General features: G+C 70.8%; 13 protein-coding genes and 1 pseudogene. 6 read left to right on the forward strand and 8 right to left on the reverse strand.

Annotation, left to right across the window (positions count from 1 at the left end):
* Positions 1–136: 136 nt before the first annotated feature.
* Complete coding sequence (locus tag OG488_RS34460) at positions 137–814, reverse strand: GntR family transcriptional regulator (RefSeq protein WP_329236421.1); 678 nt, start codon at positions 812–814, stop codon at positions 137–139.
* Entirely contained in the window at positions 811–2,298 is a 1,488-nt protein-coding gene (locus tag OG488_RS34465; RefSeq protein ID WP_329236423.1) for a chlorohydrolase family protein, read from the reverse strand. The genes OG488_RS34460 and OG488_RS34465 overlap by 4 nt, the downstream gene beginning before the upstream one ends.
* A gap of 274 nt (positions 2,299–2,572) precedes the next feature.
* On the opposite strand from OG488_RS34465, the gene OG488_RS34470 reads away from it, so the two are divergent.
* The 6 genes from OG488_RS34470 to OG488_RS34495 all read left to right on the forward strand — a co-directional run bounded on the left by OG488_RS34470 (position 2,573) and on the right by OG488_RS34495 (position 9,772).
* Complete coding sequence (locus OG488_RS34470) at positions 2,573–3,610, forward strand: ABC transporter permease (RefSeq protein ID WP_329239212.1); 1,038 nt, start codon at positions 2,573–2,575, stop codon at positions 3,608–3,610.
* Positions 3,611–3,646: 36 nt separating this feature from the next.
* Positions 3,647–5,383, forward strand: coding sequence for an ABC transporter substrate-binding protein (locus OG488_RS34475; protein ID WP_329236425.1), 1,737 nt, complete (start codon positions 3,647–3,649; stop codon positions 5,381–5,383).
* A 2-nt stretch (positions 5,384–5,385) separates the two neighbouring features.
* Positions 5,386–6,387, forward strand: a complete 1,002-nt coding sequence (locus OG488_RS34480; protein ID WP_329236427.1) for an ABC transporter permease — start codon at positions 5,386–5,388, stop codon at positions 6,385–6,387.
* Positions 6,387–7,442, forward strand: coding sequence for an ABC transporter ATP-binding protein (locus OG488_RS34485; protein WP_329236429.1), 1,056 nt, complete (start codon positions 6,387–6,389; stop codon positions 7,440–7,442). The genes OG488_RS34480 and OG488_RS34485 overlap by 1 nt, the downstream gene beginning before the upstream one ends.
* The gene (locus OG488_RS34490; protein ID WP_329236431.1) at positions 7,439–8,455 is read left to right on the forward strand and encodes an ABC transporter ATP-binding protein; all 1,017 of its coding nucleotides are present in this window, start codon (positions 7,439–7,441) and stop codon (positions 8,453–8,455) included. Before OG488_RS34485 ends, OG488_RS34490 begins: the two co-directional genes overlap by 4 nt.
* 99 nt (positions 8,456–8,554) lie before the next feature.
* Positions 8,555–9,772: an amidohydrolase gene (locus OG488_RS34495; RefSeq protein ID WP_329236433.1), complete on the forward strand. Its 1,218-nt coding sequence runs from the start codon at positions 8,555–8,557 to the stop codon at positions 9,770–9,772.
* Between the two features lie 101 nt (positions 9,773–9,873).
* Here the strand turns inward: OG488_RS34495 and OG488_RS34500 are convergent.
* The 6 genes and pseudogenes from OG488_RS34500 to OG488_RS34530 form a co-directional block, all read right to left on the reverse strand.
* Positions 9,874–9,996 (reverse strand): annotated as a pseudogene (locus tag OG488_RS34500) (reverse transcriptase N-terminal domain-containing protein); the annotation flags it as partial.
* Between the two features lie 438 nt (positions 9,997–10,434).
* Positions 10,435–11,874 (reverse strand): NADP-dependent phosphogluconate dehydrogenase, encoded by a 1,440-nt coding sequence (gndA, locus tag OG488_RS34510; protein WP_329236435.1) that lies wholly within the window; start codon positions 11,872–11,874, stop codon positions 10,435–10,437.
* A 218-nt stretch (positions 11,875–12,092) separates the two neighbouring features.
* A complete protein-coding gene (locus tag OG488_RS34515; RefSeq protein ID WP_329236437.1) occupies positions 12,093–13,139 on the reverse strand; it encodes an aldo/keto reductase in 1,047 nt (348 codons plus the stop codon).
* Positions 13,140–13,363: 224 nt separating this feature from the next.
* Positions 13,364–14,434, reverse strand: a complete 1,071-nt coding sequence (locus tag OG488_RS34520) for an LLM class flavin-dependent oxidoreductase (RefSeq protein ID WP_329236439.1) — start codon at positions 14,432–14,434, stop codon at positions 13,364–13,366.
* 472 nt (positions 14,435–14,906) lie between these two features.
* Positions 14,907–16,736: an ABC transporter ATP-binding protein gene (locus tag OG488_RS34525; RefSeq protein WP_329236441.1), complete on the reverse strand. Its 1,830-nt coding sequence runs from the start codon at positions 16,734–16,736 to the stop codon at positions 14,907–14,909.
* A gap of 680 nt (positions 16,737–17,416) precedes the next feature.
* Positions 17,417–17,899: a DUF5709 domain-containing protein gene (locus OG488_RS34530; RefSeq protein ID WP_329236443.1), complete on the reverse strand. Its 483-nt coding sequence runs from the start codon at positions 17,897–17,899 to the stop codon at positions 17,417–17,419.
* Between the last annotated feature and the right edge of the window lie 199 nt (positions 17,900–18,098).

An 18,098-nucleotide genomic window follows, 5' to 3' on the forward strand; every position in this document is an offset into this window, starting at 1 on the left:
GTACGGAGCGCCTCGTCACGTTGAGAGGCACCGTCACCCTCACCCTCCGGTCGGAGGATCGGCACGCGCGTGCGCGGGTACGGGAAGAAGGCGTTACCGAGTGCGACCTTCGGCAGGCCGCCATCCATGTCCGGGATCAGTCCGCGGGCAGCGTCCGGGCCAGGGACCGCATCACGGGCTCGCGCCGGATGTCGATGTGGGAGAACGTCAGCGCCTCGGCGAGGCGCGGGCGGCCGGCGCCGATCGCATCGCAGATCTGCCGGTGCTCGGCACAGTGCTGCCCGGCGCCGCGCTCGGTGCCCGTGAGCCGGAACAGCCAGTGCATCAGGCCCAGGGAGGGCTGGAAGGAGGACTGGAGCAGCCGGTTCCCGGTCATGGTGATGAGCTCCGCGTGGAAGGCGGTGTTCGCGGCCGCGATGCCCGCCGCGTCCCCGCGCGCGGTCGCCGCCCCGGCCTCGTCCAGCACCTTGCGCAACACGTCGTGGCAACCGCCGCGTGCGACGATCTCGGCCGCCCGCCGCGCGGCGAACACCTCCAGACTCAGCCGCAGGTCGAAGAGTTCGTCGACGTCGCGGAGGGTGAGCCGGCGCACGCGCGCGCCGCGCCGCGGTTCCAGGACGACGAGCCCCTCGGTGGCGAGCCGCATCAGGGCCTCGCGCACCGGGACGCGCGAGACACCGAGCGCCTCCGCGAGTTCGCGCTCACGCAGCCGCGCGCCGGGCAGGTACGCCCCGGAGTGGATGCCGGTCCTGATCAGATCCTCGGTGCGTGCCACATGGGAGCCGGGGAGTTCGGCCGCCTCGACGCGCGTCACGCACAGGCCTCCCGCTCCGGAGCGCGGAACGCCGGGAAGGTGGCCGGGAAGAGCTCGGCCGTATCGCGGCGTTCCACGTCGCGCTCGCTGTAGGCCGCCCGCATCCGCTCGAAGAGCGCCTGGGAGTCGCGCCGCAGGGCCTCCAGGTCGATCCCGGGCAGACCGCCGTCCACCAGGACCGGGCGGCCCGCGACGACCGAGTCCGTCGCCTGCCGTGCCGTGCCGTTGAGCAGGAACGTCCGTACCGGGTCGTCCAGCACGCCGTCGCGGATGTCGTCGAGCGAGAAGGCGACCAGGTCGGCCTGGGCGCCGGGCGCGATCCGGCCCAGGTCGTCGCGGCCCAGGGCGCGGGCACCGCCCAGGGTGGCAGCCTCCACGTACTGTTCGGCCGGTGCGGCGTCCGAGCGGCCCTCGGCGATCTTGGCCAGGTGCACACCGACGTCCATGCCGCGGATCAGGTCCGGCGGGAAGGAGTCCGTACCCAGGCACAGGTTCACCCCGGCCTCGCGGTACGCACGGAACGAGTGCAGCATCTCGCCGTAGCGCAGGGACGTCTGCGGGCAGTGGATCACCGAGACGCCGCTGCCGGCGAGCAGCGCCAGATCGCCCCGGTCCTCACCGTGCACCGAGGGGTGCCGGTCGATGGTGACGGTGTGCGGGATCAGCAGATTCGGGTTCAACAGGTCGTGCTTCTGGAGAAGTCCGAGGGACGACAGGCCATGCCGGCGCCGGATGATGTCGCGCTCGACCAGGCCCTGGAGTGCGTGCAGCCGGATCAGGACGCCGCGTTCCCGCCCTATCCGTGCCGTCTCGCCGAGCAGTTCCTCGGTGAGCGTCTCGATGCGGCAGGGCAGCAGGACGCCCGTCAGCAGCGGGTCGTCGAGCTCCGCGAGATGGTCGAGGAAGCGGACCGCGTCGCGCAGACCCGCACGGCCCTCCTCCTCGTCGAAGGCGACGTCGCGGGTGCCGTCGGGCAGGACGACGTTGACGCCCGACCGGTAGGCGGGACCGAGGTATCCGCGCAGTCCGATCCCACGCGCGGTCCGCGCCATGTCGACCAGTTCCTCGTAAGGCTCCGCCCAGCGGCTGTGCACCTCGGAGGCGATCGGCATGAACGTGGTGATGCCGTGCAGCGCGAGCTGGGCGAGGGCGTACGCGCGGATCGTCGCCCGCTCCCGCGGGGTGAACACGTCGTGGCGGCGGTGGGTGAAGTAGTCGAGCGACCACTGCAGGCCCTTGCCCCGCTCGGGGCCGGCCCAGGAGTCGATCACGAGATGGTCGACGTCGGTGAGCGCGTCGAGGTCGATGAGCCCCGGCATGACCAGGGATTCGCCCAGGTCGCGCTCCTCGTCGACCGCGCCCTCGTAGCGCGGCCCGACGTAGACGACGGTGTCGTCCTCCCACACCACCTCGCCGTCCCGCAGCAGCGCGTGGCCGCCGCCCTGGTGGGCGAGGATGTGCCGGGCGCGCCAGCGGGTGCGCATGGTGCCTCCTGGGGGCCGTGTCCGCGGACGCGTGCGGCTCACCGTCCGTCGGGTTCCTGATCGTACGAGTTGGTATACCGAAGCGGAAGAGCGGGCGGGTCATCGTGATGACCGAAAGTCCGACTCTGATGAATTGCCCCGGTATCAGCACTGGTCGCATGCTTCGGTATACCAATAACTGGTCACCTCTTTCGCGCCAGTGACTTCTTGGTATACCGTCCGGCCAACCTTCCCCCGAGCGCCGAACGGATCTCCCGACGTGACGGATTCCCCTGTGCTGCCCGCGCGGCAGCCCTCCGACGCCGATGCCGGAGGCGTGCCCGACTCCCCGCCGTCCGCGGCGACTTCGGCCCCGCCCGCCATCGCCGCCCGCTCCCTGCTCGGCACGGCATGGCTGCGCATCCGGCGCAGCAGGATCGCGCTTGCCGCGCTCGCCGTGGTGGTCCTCATGATCCTGTTCGCGGCGCTCGCCCCGCTGCTCACCGCGATCGAAGGCCAGGACCCCTACACCACCCGTACCAGCCCGGACGTCCTCGACGACTACGGCACGCCAGGACTCCCGCTGTCCTACTACCGCTTCCCGTCGGCCGACCACTGGCTCGGCGTCGAACCGGGCCTCGGCCGCGACCTCTTCGCCCGCATGGCGCACGGCGCTCAGGTCTCCCTGATCATCGCGCTGCTCGCGACCGCCGTCTCCGTCGTCCTCGGCACCGTGCTCGGCGCGGCCGCCGGCTACTTCGGCGGCAAGGTCGACATGGTGATCAGCCGGATCATGGACCTGTTCCTGGCCTTCCCGCACCTGCTGCTCGTGCTCTCGCTCACGCCGATCCTGCAGTCCCGGCTCGGCGACACGGCGCTCGGGGACGGCAGCCTGCTGCCGATCGCCTCGCTCGTGATCATCCTCGGCTTCTTCGGCTGGGCCTATCTCGCACGCGTCGTCCGCGGCCAGGTGCTGTCCATCCGCGAGCAGGAGTTCGTCGAGGCGGCCCGCGCCTACGGGGCCTCGCACCGCTCGATCATCCTGCGCCAGATCGTCCCCAACGTCATGGGCGTCGTCCTCGTCTACGCCACGATGATGATCCCCACGAACATCACCGCCGAGGCCGCGCTCTCCTTCCTCGGCGTCGGAGTGAAGGACCCCACCCCGTCGTGGGGCCAGATGCTCAACGCCGCCCAGGCCGGCAACTGGTACCTGACCGACCCCTGGTTCCTCGCCGTCCCCGCCGGCGCCCTGGTGATCACGGTCCTCGCCTTCAACCTGCTCGGCGACGCGGTCCGCGACGCCCTCGACCCCAAGTCCTCCCGTGGCTGACCCCGGGCGGCACCACCAGGAAAACCAGGAGCGGCAGTGAATCGACGCACCACAGCGGCGCTCGCCCTGGCGGCGGCCACCGGACTGACCCTCACCGCGTGCGGTGGCCCCAAGCCCGCGGCCGGCTCGGGCTCCCGCGCCCCCGCCGACGCCTTCGAGGCCGTCAAGGTCGGCGAGGGCGACACGACCCGCGGCGGCAACGTCAACGTCCTGATGTCCACCGACTTCCAGACCCTCGACCCGGGCAACAGCAACTACGTCCAGACAGCCAACGTCGGCCAGCTCTACTACCGCACCCTCACCATGGCGAAGGAGGAGGCGGGCAAGCCCCCGAAGATCGTCCCCGACCTCGCCACCGATCTCGGCAAGGTGTCCAAGGACGGACTGACCTGGACGTACACCCTGAAGAAGGGGCTCACGTTCGAGGACGGCTCACCGATCACCGCCAAGGACGTCAAGTACGGCGTCGAGCGGACCTACGCCCGCGACGTCTACACACAGGCGCCGCAGGAACTGAACGCGGCCCTGTCCGACGACGGCTACAAGGGCCCCTACGCCAAGGGCTCCGCCGGTGACTTCAAGGGCATCGAGACGCCCGACGGCCGTACGGTCGTCTTCAGGCTGAAGCAGCCCTTCGCCGAGTTCCCCGCGCTCGTCTCGCGCTCCAACACCGCTCCCGTGCCCCGGGCGAAGGACACCAAGCTCGACTACACCAACCACCCGGTGTCCACCGGCCCGTACAAGATCAAGCACTACGACCGCGGCCGCTCCATGCAGCTCGTGCGCAACCCCGAGTGGGACCCGGCGACCGACCCGAACCGCACCGCACTGCCGGACACCTTCACCTTCAGCCTCTCCACCGCCCAGTCGACCATCAGCCAGCAACTGCTCGCCGACTCCGACGCGACGGCCCTCACCCTCGACAGCGCGGGAGGCCTCCAGGCGTCCGACGCGGCGAAGCTCGACACGGCGGACGTCGCGCGGCGCACCGCCTCCGGGCTGATCGGCTGCACCGACGTCCTGGACTTCAACACCGAGTCCATCAAGGACCCGGTCGTGCGCAAGGCGATCGCCGTCGCCATCGACCGCAAGGCCATCCACCTCCAGTACGGCGGCGCCCGCTTCGGAAAGCTCACCCAGTCCTACATCAACCCCGACCAGCGCGGATACGTCACCCAGCACACGGCCCTCGCCCCGTCGGGGCAGCCCCGGGTGGCGGCGGCCAGGAAGCTCCTCAAGGGCCGCGACTACCCGAAGAAGCTCGTCTACGGGTACGCCGACGCGACGCCCCGCTACAAGAACATGGGCACCTCGCTCCAGCAGAACCTGAAGCAGATCGGCATCGACCTCGAACTGCGCGCCATCCCCGCCGCGAACTACTACACGACGCTCGCCGGCGAGAACATGCCGGACATCGCCCGCAGCGGCTGGTGCGGCGGCGCCGACAGCGCCTCGGTGCGCACGACCGTGGACCCGAACCTGGGCCCGAGCGTCGACGGCAAGTCCTTCGGCTTCTCCAACATCCCCCGCTACCACGACCCGGAGATCGCGCGCGCCATGTACGCACTGCGCGGCGAGAACGGAACGAGCGAGGACCTCGGCCGCAAGTGGGCGACGCTCTTCGACCGGGGCATGCAGGACTACCCGCTCGTCCCACTGATCAGGAACGTCACCCGCAGCGTCGTCGGATCCCGCATCCGCAACGCGCAAGTCGGTTACTTCTTCGGCTCCATCGACCTGTCGACCGTCTCGGTCGTGTCCAAGAAGGGGTGACCATGCCCGCCTTTCTGCTACGGCGTCTCGGCGCCACCGTCGTCCTGCTGACCGTCATCAGCTTCGTCACCTTCAGCCTGTTCCAGTTCGGGCCCGCCGACCCGGCCGCCGCCGCCTGCGGCCAGGAGTGCACGCCCGAACGCGTCGCCGAGGCGCGCGTCGCCCTCGGCATGGACAAGCCGTTCCTCACCCAGTACCTGACCTACATGTCCGGCCTGTTCCACGGGCGGACGGTCGGCGCGGCCGGCGCGCAGTCGCTGTGCGAGTGGCCCTGCTTCGGCAAGTCCTTCCAGACGAACGAGGACGTCACCGCCGTACTGGAACGCGCCCTGCCGTACACGGTCTCCGTCGCCGTCGGCGCGATCGTCCTGTGGACGGTCGCGGGCGTCACCCTCGGTACGCTGGCCGCGTTGCGCAAGAACAGGCTCACCGACAAGGTGATCGTCGGCGCCGCCTCCATCGGCGTGTCCCTGCCGATCCCGGTCACCGGTCTGCTCCTGCTCCTCGTCTTCGTCTCGACGTTCGACCTGCTGCCGTTCACGACGAACGCCATCAGCTCACCGTTCGGCCCCGCCGGGTTCGGCGGCTGGTTCCAGAACTATCTGCTGCCCTGGGTCGCGCTCGCCGTCCTGTTCAGCGCCCAGTACATCCGCGTCACCCGCAGTTCCATGCTGGATACGCTCGGCGAGGACTTCATGCGCACCGCCCGCTCCAAGGGCCTGTCGAGAACCGTGATGGTCGTCCGGCACGGCGCCCGCGCCGGGCTCACCCCCGTCGTCACCATGCTGGGCCTCGACATCGGCCTGCTGCTCGGCGGCGCGGTCCTCACCGAGCAGATCTTCTCCGTCCCCGGAGTCGGCTTCACCGCCGTACGGGCCGCGCAGGCCGGCGATCTGCCCGTGACCATGGCGATCACCCTGCTCGCCGCCTTCTTCATCATCGTCGCCAACGTCGTCGTCGACGCCGTCTACGCCGTCATCGACCCGCGAGTGAGGGCCGCCTGATGTCCACCTCCACCGAGCAACCGCTGCTCCGTATCACCGACTTGCGCGTCGCCTTCCCCACCGATGACGGACTCGTGCACGCCGTCAACGGCATGGACCTCACCCTGAACCGGGGCGAGACCGTCGGCCTCGTCGGCGAGTCCGGCTCCGGCAAGACCGTCACCAGCCAGGCGCTGATGGGCCTCCTCAAGGAGAGCCGGGCACAGGTCACCGGCGAGATACTGCTCGACGGCACCGACCTCAACTCCCTGTCCGAGGACCGGATGCGGACCTGGCGTGGCAAGAAGATCGCCATGATCTTCCAGGACCCGCTCTCCGCGATGCACCCCTTCCACACCGTCGGCGCGCAGATCGCCGAGGCGTACCGCGTCCACAACAAGGTGTCGCGCAAGGCCGCGCTCGCCGTCGCCGTCGACATGCTCGGCCGGGTCGGCATCCCCGACCCGAAGCGGCGGGCAGGCGCCTTCCCGCACGAGTTCTCCGGCGGCATGCGTCAGCGCGCGATGATCGCCATGGCGCTCGTCTGCGAACCCGAACTGCTCATCGCCGACGAGCCGACGACCGCTCTCGACGTCACCGTGCAGGCGCAGATCCTCGACCTGCTCGGCGAACTCCAGCAGGAGACCGGCACCGCCGTCGTCCTCGTCACCCACGACCTCGGCGTCGTCGCCGAGGTCTGCCACCAGGTCGCCGTCATGTACGGCGGACAGTGCGTGGAGCGGGGCAGCGTGCGCGAGCTGTTCCGGGACCCGCGCCACCCCTACACCCAGGGCCTGCTCGCCTCCATGCCGACGCTCGGCGACAACGGCGGACGGCTGCGGCCCATCCCCGGCTTCCCGCCGTCGCTCACCGCGCTGCCCACCGGGTGTCTCTTCGCCGACCGCTGCCCGCAGACCCACCTCGTGCCCGACGGGCTGTGCCACAGCGAGCGGCCGGCCTTCGTCACGGCCGAGGCGGCCGACCATCCGTCCCGGTGCCACCAGGAGCATCTCGCCGTCGCCGGGAGAACCACCGGGGACACCGTCGGCGACACCACCGAGGAGGCCGCGCGATGACCACCACCGAGCAGACCCCGCTGCTTGAGGCCGACGGCCTGACCAAGCACTTCCCGGGCAGGGGCGGCCTGATGGGCCGCGGCGGCGCCCCGATCAAGGCCGTCGACGGTGTCAGCTTCTCCGTCGGCGCGGGACAGACCCTCGGTATCGTCGGCGAGTCGGGGTGCGGGAAGTCCACCACCGGGCGGCTGCTGATGCGCCTCCTCGAACCCACCTCGGGCACCGTCCGCCTCGACGGCCGCGACATCGGCGCGATGAAGCGGGCCGAGGCACAGGAGTACCGGCGCCAGGTCCAGATGGTGTTCCAGAACCCCACCTCGTCCCTCAACCCCCGGCAGACGGTCGGCGCCGCCATCGCCGCCCCGCTGCATGCCCAGGGCATCGACCCGGCCGGCGGGATCAAGACGCGCGTACGGGAACTGATGGACCGGGTGGGCCTGCGCCCCGACCACTACAACCGGTTCCCGCACGAGTTCTCCGGCGGGCAGAAGCAGCGCGTCGGCATCGCCCGCGCCCTCGCGCTCGAACCACGCCTGATCATCTGCGACGAGCCGGTCTCCGCCCTCGACGTCTCGGTCCAGGCGCAGGTCGTCAACCTCCTCCAGGACATCCAGGCCGACACCGGCGTCTCGTACCTCTTCATCGCCCACGACCTGTCCGTCGTACGGCACTTCGCCGACCGCGTCGCCGTCATGTACCTCGGCAAGGTCATGGAGAGCGGAGTGACCCGGGAAGTCTTCGACCACCCCCGCCACCCCTACACCCGGGCCCTGCTCTCCGCCGTGCCCCAGCCCGACCCGGACGCCGACCGGGGCCGCAGGATCCGCCTCAGCGGAGACCTGCCCACCCCGGCGAACCCGCCCTCCGGCTGCGTGTTCCGTACGCGCTGCCCGCTGCGCCCCACCCTCGGCGAGGCCGAACAGGCCCGCTGTGCGGGGGAGGTGCCGTCAGTGGCGAGCGACGAAGGACCCGCCTGCCACTTCGCCGACCGGGCCGTTGCCGCCCGCCACTGACCCGACGCCCGCCACTGACCCGATGCCCGCCACTGACCCGATGCCCGCCACTGACCCGGCACCCGCCGACTGACCGACAACGTAAGGAAGTTGCACCACATGCTCATCCGTGACGTCCGCCCCTGGGGCGGCGAGCGCAGTGACGTCCAGCTCGACGGCACCCGCATCGCCGCGATCCGCCCGCACGACCCGGCGGCCACGCCCGCCGCAGAGGTCGTCGAGGGCCGCGGCCGCCTGCTCCTGCCGGCCTTCAGCGACGTCCATGTCCACCTGGACTCCACCCGCGTCGGCCTGCCGTTCCGCCCGCACACCGGCGGCCCCGGCGTGTGGACGATGACGATGAACGACCGCGAGAACTGGCGCGACGCCGAGGTCCCCCTGCCCGAGCGGGTGGCCGGCACCCTGGAGCGCATGATCGCCCGCGGTACGACGCGGGTGCGCACGTACGCGCAGGTCGACGTCGACTGCAAGCTGGAGAAGTTCGAGGCGGTCGTCGCCGCCAAGGAGAAGTTCGGGCACCTCGCCGACGTCCAGATCATGACGTTCCCGCAGGCCGGCATCCTGCGCGAGCCCGGCACCGCCGACTACCTGGAGGCCTCGCTCAAGGCGGGCGCCGACGTGATGGGCGGCATCGACCCCTGCACATTGGACCGTGACCCCAAGGGCCACCTCGACGTGGTCTTCGGCCTTGCCGAGAAGTACGGCGTCGAGGTCGACATCCACCTGCACGAGCCCGGCGAGCTGGGCGTCTTCTCGACGGATCTGATCCTGGAGCGGGTGCGCGCGCTCGGGATGCAGGGCAAGGTCACCATGTCGCACGCCTACGAGCTCGGCTCGGTGAACGAATCCACCAGCCGTCGCCTCATCGAGGAGTTCGCGGAGCTCGACATCGCCATGGCGACCGTCGCCCCCGCCGGCCGCGGCCAACTCTCGCTCGTCCAGCTCACCGAGGCCGGCGTCCGCGTCGGTCTCGGCGAGGACGGCCAGCGCGACTACTGGAGCCCCTACGGCAACTGCGACCTGCTCGACCGCACCTGGCAGCTCGCCTTCACCAACAACTTCCGCCGCGACGACCACATCGAGATGTGCCTCGCGGTGGCGAGCATGGGCGGCGCCTCCATCATGAGCCACGACGTCCCGCGCCTCGCCGGAGTGACCGACCGGCCGGGCCTCGCGGTCGGCGACCGCGCCGATCTGCTCCTCGTCGACGGCGAGACGCCGAGCAGCGCCGTCATGGACCGCGGCACCGACCGCACGGTCCTGCACGACGGCCGGATCGTGGCGGACGGCCTCGAGGTGATCACCGCCGCCATGTAGGCGTCACCACCGTCATGCACGGGTCACCACCGTCATGTGGGTGACGCGAGGTGCGGGCGCGGGAACCCGGGAAATCCCCCGGGTTCCCGCGCCTGCCCTGGTCATCGGCATCGTCCCAGGTGCCGACGAGCTCGCGCCTGGGGGGTGAGTGCTCGTTCCCTGTCCATGCCTGCCGTCTTGCGGCCCTTGCTCTGCTGCGTAACCCGCTGCACGCTCAGGGAGTTTTCGCAGCACGAGCACGGATGGCTGCGTCAGCGCTGAAAGGCCCAGGGCTTCGGGCCCGCTGTCCGTGGCGTCGCTCCGGCGCGGCGTCGGGTCGGCGGCAGCCGACGAGGCTCCCCGGGCCGCACACTGCCTGACCCAGGGGAACGTGCCCCGCCGGTAGGACGGTCAGCAGTACGAGTGGAAGCCCGACCCGGCCTTGCGGCCGAGCCGGCCCCGACCATGCAGGGGAGCGGCGTACAGCGGCTCCTTGTACTCCGCGTGCACGCGGACATGGATGCCGACGGCTGTGGATCGGGGCGTTCCTCTTGCTGGCGTCCTTGCGCGCGGCGGTGCGAGGGGCGGGAGCGTCGTGGCCTCGTCCATCTCCGCTGATTCCTTCAGCCTTCCGATCGCCTCTGAGGCGACTCCGCTCGGGCGTCGGCTTCCGCTGACGTCGGTCAGCTCTCGACTTCGGTCTTGTCGCCGCCCCAGAGAGTGTGGAAGGTGCCCTTGCGGTCGGTGCGGTGGTAGGTGTGTGCGCCGAAGTAGTCGCGTTGGCCCTGGGTGAGGGCGGCGGGGAGGCGTTCGGCGCGCAGGGAGTCGTAGTAGGCGAGGGTGGCTGCGAACGCCGGGGTGGGAACGCCCTGGGTGACGGCGGTGGCGATCACGGTGCGCCAGTCGTCCTGTGCGGCGGCGATCTCCTCGGCGAAGCTCTTGTCGGCGAGGAGGCTGGGCAGCTGGGGCTGCGCCTCGTAGGCGCTGGTGATGCGGTCGAGGAAGGCGGCGCGGATGATGCATCCGCCGCGCCAGATCGCTGCGACCTTGCCCAGGTCGATGTTCCAGTCGTACTCGTCGCTGCCCGCTGCGAGCTCGTGGAAGCCCTGGGTGTACGAGACGATCTTGGAGGCGTACAGGGCCTGTTCGACCTGGTCGGCGAAGGCCGCGGCCTCGTCCTTGCCGAGCTTGCGGGCGGTCGGCCCCGCGAGGTGGCGCGACGCCTCGCGGAGGTCGGTGTGACCGGAGACGGACCGGGCGAAGACGGCTTCGGCGATACCGGAGACGGGGACGCCCAGGTCGAGGGCGATCTGCACGGTCCAGCGGCCGGTGCCCTTCTGCTCGGCCTGGTCGAGCACCACGTCCACGAAGGGCTTGCCGGTCGCGGCGTCGACCTGTGAGAGCACCTCCGCGGTGATCTCGATGAGGTAGGAGTCCAGGCGCCCCGTGTTCCAGGTGCGGAAGATGTCCGCGATCTGCGAGGGGGAGTACCCGGCGACGTCGCGGAGCAGCTGGTACGCCTCGCCGATGAGCTGCATATCCGCGTACTCGATACCGTTGTGGACCATCTTCACGAAGTGTCCGGCGCCGTCAGGCCCGATGTGGGTGACACAGGGGGCGTCGTCCTTGGCCTTCGCGGAGATCTTCTCCAGCATCGGCCCGAGCGAGTCGTAGGACTCCGTGCTGCCGCCGGGCATGATGCTCGGCCCGTTGAGCGCCCCTTCCTCGCCGCCGGAGATGCCCGCGCCGACGAAGTGGATGCCCTGCTCCCGCAACTCGTGCTCACGGCGCCGCGTGTCCGCGAAGTGCGCGTTGCCGCCGTCGATGATCATGTCGCCGGACTCCAGCAGGGGAGCGAACTCCGCGATCACCGCGTCCGTGGCCTCCCCGGCCTTCACCATGACGACGAGACGTCGTGGCCTCTCCAATGACGCCACGAAATCCTCGGCGCTCTCGGTGGTGATGAAATCACCCTCGTCGCCGAACTGTTCGACGAGCTCCTGGGTGCGGGCGGCGGTCCGGTTGTGCAGGGCGACGGTGTATCCGTTGCGTGCGAAGTTCCGGGCCAGGTTGCGCCCCATGACGGCAAGCCCTGTGACACCGATCTGCGCTGTACTGCTCATTGTGACCCTGCCCGCTTCCGTGTTCGTCGTGTGCGGCAGTGCGACCGACCGCCGTGCTGGAACAGGCTTCCGAGCTTACGGTGAGCAGCCGGTCGTGGCCCGGGAGCCCGTCAGGGTGTCGCCCGTGTTCCCCGGATGGTCGTCAGCGGTGCGTGGCACGGCCGTCCTGCCCGTGACCCCGGCGACGACCGCCGGAGTCGTGGCTCCATCCGCCTTCGTCAGTGGCGGGACGCCCCTCGACGACGGGTGGACGCGTCGGTCAGGGACGGGGGCTGGTAGCCCTCGTCGGCCGGGCTGATCGTGACCCCTGGCGCCACGATCTCGTCGATCCGGTCCAGCACGTCCCGGGTCAGGTGCACGTCCGCTGCGCCGAGTTGGCTCGCCAGGTGTTCCTGCGTGCGTGGACCGATGATCACGGTGGACACGGCCGGGTGCTCCAGCACGAAGGCCAGCGCCAGGTGGATGAGGGACAGACCCGCCTCCTCGGCGAGCTCCCCGAGCTGTTCGGCCGCCTCCCGCTTGCGCCGGTTCGCCTCGAGGGCGGGGTCGTGGCGGTGCGGCTGGCGCTCCAGGCGGCTGGACTCCGCGTGCGCCGGGTCCCCCTTGCGGTAGCGGCCGGACAGCCAGCCGCCGGCCAGCGGACTCCAGGGCAGTACGCCCAGGCCGTACCGCTCGGCGACAGGGAGGACGGCGCGCTCGGCGGCCCGGGCCAGGAGGGAGTACGGGGGCTGCTCGGTGACGGGGCGTTGCAGACGGAGGCGCTCGGCGGCCCACTGCCCCTCGACGATCTGGTGGGGTTCGAACGTGGTGGTGCCGAAGTAGCGGATCTTTCCCTGGCGCACGAGGTCGTCGAGGGCACCGAGAGTCTCCTCGATGTCCGTGGACGGATCGGGGCGGTGGGCCTGGTACAGGTCGATGTGGTCGGTGCCCAGACGGCGCAGGCTGTTCTCGACGGCCTTGAGGATCCAGCGCCGGGAGTTGCCCTGGTGCTGGGGATCGTCGTCCACCCGGCCGTGGAACTTGGTCGCGAGGAACACGTCGTCGCGGCGGCCGCCCGCGAGGGCCTTGCCGACGATCTCCTCGTTCTCGCCCCGCGAGTAGACGTCCGCGGTGTCGATGACGTTGATCCCCGCGTCCAGGGCCTGGTGGATGATCTTTACTGCGTCGTCGTGGTCGCTGTTGGCCCAGGCGCCGAAATTCATGGCACCCAGGGTCAGCGGGCTGACCTGCACACCCGTGCGGCCGAGGGCTCGGTAGGTCGTCATGATGAGGGGTGCTCCCTTTCCGAGGGCGGGGCTCCGGGGTGGGACGGGACGAGGACGGGACGAGGACGGCACGCCGGAGCGGGCGTCCGAAAGCCTGGCAGATGCACCTATCGGCGTCCAGGGAGTGCCCCTGCCTGCAACATGACGTTCTTCTTCGGCTGCCCGGCTGCCCGGCTGCCCGGCTGCCCGGCTGCCCGGACCGCCCGCGCCCGGCGCGGGTGCTGTCAGACGGACCGTTCGCGGAGCAGGGGCAGCAGCTGGTCGCCGACGCGCGTGGTCTCCTGCTTGTACGGGGTGTCGGAGAGGACGAAATGGGTGATCCCGAGCTTGCGGTAGTTCTCCAGCGCCGTGGCGACGTCGTCGGGGGAGCCGACCAGCCAGGTGGTGGCGGCGCCGCCACCACCGAACGTGCCGGGTGTGGTGTAGAGGCACGTGTCGAGCACCTCGCCGCGCGCGGCGAGGTCGTAGAGCCGCTGCTGCCCGACGGCCGTCCGGTGACTGCCCGTCCAGGCGGCTCCGTCGGCGGCGGCCATGGCGGCCACCTTCTCCTCCGCCGCCCGCCACGCCTCCTCGGTGGTGTCGCGCACCAGCGTCGTGATCCGCAGCCCGAACTCCAGCGGAGCGTGCCGGCGGTCCACCTGTTCGCTCAAGGTCCGTAGCCGGCCGATACGTTCGGCGACCCCCTCCAGCGGCTCGCCCCAGAAGAGCTGGACGTCCGCCTCCGCCGCCGACACCCGTTCGGCGGCGGGGGAGGCGCCGCCGAAGTACAGCGTCGGATGGGTCCTCGTGCCGGTCGCGTACGGGCGGGGCGAGACGGTCGAGTCGGTGACCTGGAAGTGCTCGCCGCTGAAGGTGACGTTCTCCTCGGTCCACAGGCGCCGCAGGAGGTGCAGGAACTCCTGGGTGCGGGCGTACCGTTGGGCGGGATCGGTCCGGGTGTCGCCGTACGCGGCCACGTGGTCCAGCCCGCTCACGATGTTGAAGAGGACGCGTCCGCGGCTGAGCTGGTCGAGCGTGGCCGCGGCGCTCGCGAGGTGGGCCGGCTGCCAGTAGCCGGGCCGCACGGCGATCAGGGGCTCGAAGGTCGTGGTCCGGGCGGCCAGGGCCGTGGCCACGGTGAACGTGTCAGGGCGTCCCCAGCCGGTGCCGAGCAGGGCGCCGCTCCAGCCGTGGGCCTCCGCCGTGCGGGCGAGCTCGGTCGAGAACTCGACCGACCCCCAGCCGGTCGTGGTGTCGTCGCCCCGGTGGCCCGGCTCGACGGTGTTGGGGATGTACCAGAGGAACTTCGAGCTCATCGTGTCGTCCGATCACAGTTCGGCCCGCGCGGTGGAGCGCGAGGGGCCGGGGCCGTTGGTGAGAGAGGGCGTGCCGGCACCGCCTCGGTCGCGGTACGGGCAGGACGGGTACCGCCGCACGGCGGCGGGCGGACACGACCGGGACGGATCAGGGCGTGGCATGACGCGGCACGACGCGGAAAATCCGTGACGATCGGGGCTCGCCGTGCCCGCACGGCACATGACGGTGACGTCGGATCAGGTGCGGGGGAGCGGGCGAAGCGGAGTGAGGGGTGCGGTGAAGATCAACACCCGGCGCGTGACGCGCGGACGAGGCGGGGACAGCGCTCGCTGGGAAGGGGCTGGACCTCGTGCATGTGATCGAGTCTCGGTGGGGTCGCCCGTAATGTCAATGAGCCTTCGACGGCGGCCTCGCTGTCGAACGCCGGAACGGCGCGGGCCCCGGAGCGCTGTGCGTCCGGGGACCGCGCCGTCACCGTGTCGGTTCGGGCGCGGCGGGCCGTCCGTCGGCGGTGTCCACGAGGAAGCCGCCGGACTGGTGGTGCCAGAGCTTCGCGTAGGCGCCGTCAGTGCCCAGCAGTTCGTGATGCGTGCCCTGTTCGACGATGCGGCCGTGGTCGAGCACGATCAGGTGGTCCATCGCCGCGACCGTACTGAGGCGGTGCGCGACGACCAGCGCGGTCCGGCCCTCCATCAGCTGCCACAGTGCCTGCTGGACGAGGATCTCGCTCTCGGAGTCCAGCGCGCTGGTCGCCTCGTCGAGCAGGAGGATCGGCGCGTTGCGCAAAATGGCCCGGGCGAGGGCGACCCGCTGACGCTGTCCTCCGGAGAGTTTGACGCCCCGCTCCCCGACCATCGTGTCGAATCCCGCCGGGAGCTGGTCGGCGAACTCCGTGACGTGGGCCGCGTCGGCCGCCGCGCGGATCTCGGCCTCGGTGGCACCGGGTCGGGCGAAGCGGATGTTCTCGCGCAGCGTGCGGTGGAACATGGCCGGTTCCTGCGGGACGTACGCGATCAGGCTCCGCAGGTCCGACTGCTTTAGCCGACTGATGTCCTGACCTCCGATCAGGATGCGGCCCGACTGGACGTCGGCCATCCGCAGCAGCAGCCGGGTAAGAGTGGTCTTGCCGCCCCCGGACCGGCCGACGAGGCCGATCCTCGACCCGCTCGGTACGTCCAGTTCGAGTCCCCGGAAGATCGGGTCGCCGCCGTCGTGGGCGAAGGTGACCTGCTCGAAGCGCACGTCCGCCGCCTGCGGACCGAGCGGCTCGGGTGACGCGGGGTCGAGCACGGTGGGCGGGGCCAGGAGCAGCTCGGTGAACTGGGCCGCCTCGGTCATGGAGCTCTCCAGACGGCGGTAGATCTGGTTGAACTCGAACATGATGCGGGTCGAGCCGGTGTAGTACGTGAACGCGACCACGATCGCCTCCACGCTGCCGCCGCCCGCGCCGATCCCGACGGCGAGGAGGAGGCCGAGTCCGTTGGTCAGCACGGACAGCGGCGCGACGAGGGTGTCGATGCGGAGGTTCCCGTAGTCCCACGAGCGCAGTGTCAGGCGCCGGGACTCGGCCACCCGTGACCGGTGCTCGGCGGCCTCGCGTTCCTCGGCGGCGAAGGCGCGCACGGTGTCCATGTTCATCAGCGCGTCCGAGACGTGGCCCGACACCCTGGCGATCGCCTCCTCGCGCCGGTTGACCAGCTTCTGGCGGCGCCGGATGAGCGGCGCGGCGCAGACCGCGGTCACCGTGATCATCGTCAGGAGGCCGGCGACCAGCAGCGGGTCGTAGCTCCAGAGGATCACCGTGCCGAAGAGCAGCGGGGCCAGGCTGCCGACGATGTTGAACGTCAGGGTGTCGACGAACTCCTCGAAGCGTGACGCGAAGCTCAGCACCCGCTTGGTCAGTGATCCGGCGAAGTTGTCCTGGAAGAACGCGGCGTCCTTCGCGAACAGTTCGTCCATGCCGGTGACGTACAGGTGCTCGATGCCCCGTGCGTCGACACGGTTGAGGCAGTGCAGTCCCAGACGCCACAGCGTCTCCGCCAGGAGCAGCACTCCGGCGAACACGCCGACGTACGGGAGGGCTTCGCGCAGGCCCAGGGACCCTTCCTCGGCGATCCGGCCGACGAGCTTGGCGACGACCAGTGGCGCGATGTACGTGATCCCGATGTTTCCCAGCGCGGGGAGCAGGAGCGCCGGAACGGACAGCGCGCGCTGGCGGGACAGCTCCCGCAGGTAGTGGCGGAGTGCGAGCCGGACCGGGCCCTTGCCCGGCACGGTGCCGTGAGACTGCTGCGATCCCATGCCGACCTCATGTCGTTTCGCGGGCAGTTGCTCCGGACTCCGCCGCGGTGGGAGGTCTCTCCGCCCCTCGGGGCGCAGCACCGTCCCCGGCGGCAGCGCTCGCCGCTTCCGCGGCAAGAGGTCCGGGAAGGACGAGTCTTCCGTGACCGGGCGGTCGGCGTCCAAGCGTTTTCGGGGGTACGGGGCAGCACGACGGCGCGTTTCGGCCGGTCCGTCCGGGCCCCCCGCGCCCATGGGCGCGCGTGTGTTCACCGGCGTGGGTCCGATGCTCCCGGCGGTGTCCGTCCCGTTCGGACGTGCTCCGTCGTGTGCGACGGCACCCATATGGGGGACCACGTGTTCTCGGCCGCAGTGCGTGCGCCGTCCCGCTTCCCAGCGCTGGACGTACGTCCAGAAGCTGCCGGGCGCGGGCGCCGAGCCCTACGACGTGCAGGGCGTCGCGCATCATCGGTGCGGTGCGCACACCGCGAAGAGGGTGCCGGCATCGGACACCGTGCTGCGCCGAGCCCGCCAGGGCTCCAGCTTCCGCAACGGGAAAACCTCCGCGATGGGACCTCCGCCGGGAAGGAGGATGGTACGCGCGTGTGGCCCGGTACGCATACGGGGCGAGGGTGGGCGCCGTCAGTGGGAGACCGGCGAGGGCGGACGATTCCGGGCGCCGTGATCCGTGGGCGGATTCCTCAGCGCGCCGGTTCCTCCCCGAACAGGTCCTCCTCCTCGGGGATCAGGTGCATCGCCGCCTCCTCGGCGGACGCCGCGGCACCGTCGATGCCGACGTCCTGGGCGGTGAGCGTGGAGGGCACGTGCCCGTCGCCCTCCTGCGTGAGCCTGCCCGCCCGGTCGGTCCCCACTTCCGTGTCGTAGAGCTCCCCGTCGCCGTCCGCGAGATCGCCCCTGCCGTCGCCGACCGGACCGGTCTCCTCGGGGTTCTCCCTGGTCAGCCGGGTTTCGAGGGATTCGCCCGAGTGCTGTTCCGCAGCGGTGGTGCCCTCGTCGTCGACCGCCCAGGGCCGGTCCGGCGGGGAGTAGCCCTCGTCCAGGACGTCGGCGAGCCCGGACGTGTCCAGGGTGTCCTCCAGGTCCAGCAGGTCATCGGGGTCCGAGGCCTCCGGCTCCTGCGGCTGGTAGACGTCGTCCCCCCGGTCGCTGTCGCTGTCGGTCATGACGTGCCCCTTCCTCCGGGTCCCCTGTAGGCAATTCCACTCCGGTCCGGCGAGGGGCGCAACGGAAGCCGCCTCTCCGCGATGCTGACGCTGTTTTAGATGACAATGAAAACGATTGTCGATAACGTGTGGGCGGTCGGGTCCGGAGACCCCCGCACAGGGGTGACCTCTGCCTGCCCGCCATCCCAACGGCACTGTG

This window comes from Streptomyces sp. NBC_01460 (genome assembly GCF_036227405.1).
GTDB lineage: Bacteria > Actinomycetota > Actinomycetes > Streptomycetales > Streptomycetaceae > Streptomyces.

What these genes read in the sequence shown, in the direction of transcription:
- OG488_RS34520 (WP_329236439.1), bottom strand. Translation starts at nt 14,434, where the DNA reads ATGAGCTCGAAGTTCCTCTGGTACATCCCCAACACCGTCGAGCCGGGC.
- OG488_RS34495 (WP_329236433.1), top strand. Translation starts at nt 8,555, where the DNA reads ATGCTCATCCGTGACGTCCGCCCCTGGGGCGGCGAGCGCAGTGACGTC.
- OG488_RS34465 (WP_329236423.1), bottom strand. Translation starts at nt 2,298, where the DNA reads ATGCGCACCCGCTGGCGCGCCCGGCACATCCTCGCCCACCAGGGCGGC.
- OG488_RS34530 (WP_329236443.1), bottom strand. Translation starts at nt 17,899, where the DNA reads ATGACCGACAGCGACAGCGACCGGGGGGACGACGTCTACCAGCCGCAG.
- OG488_RS34485 (WP_329236429.1), top strand. Translation starts at nt 6,387, where the DNA reads ATGTCCACCTCCACCGAGCAACCGCTGCTCCGTATCACCGACTTGCGC.
- OG488_RS34490 (WP_329236431.1), top strand. Translation starts at nt 7,439, where the DNA reads ATGACCACCACCGAGCAGACCCCGCTGCTTGAGGCCGACGGCCTGACC.
- OG488_RS34480 (WP_329236427.1), top strand. Translation starts at nt 5,386, where the DNA reads ATGCCCGCCTTTCTGCTACGGCGTCTCGGCGCCACCGTCGTCCTGCTG.
- OG488_RS34515 (WP_329236437.1), bottom strand. Translation starts at nt 13,139, where the DNA reads ATGACGACCTACCGAGCCCTCGGCCGCACGGGTGTGCAGGTCAGCCCG.
- OG488_RS34525 (WP_329236441.1), bottom strand. Translation starts at nt 16,736, where the DNA reads ATGGGATCGCAGCAGTCTCACGGCACCGTGCCGGGCAAGGGCCCGGTC.
- gndA (WP_329236435.1), bottom strand. Translation starts at nt 11,874, where the DNA reads ATGAGCAGTACAGCGCAGATCGGTGTCACAGGGCTTGCCGTCATGGGG.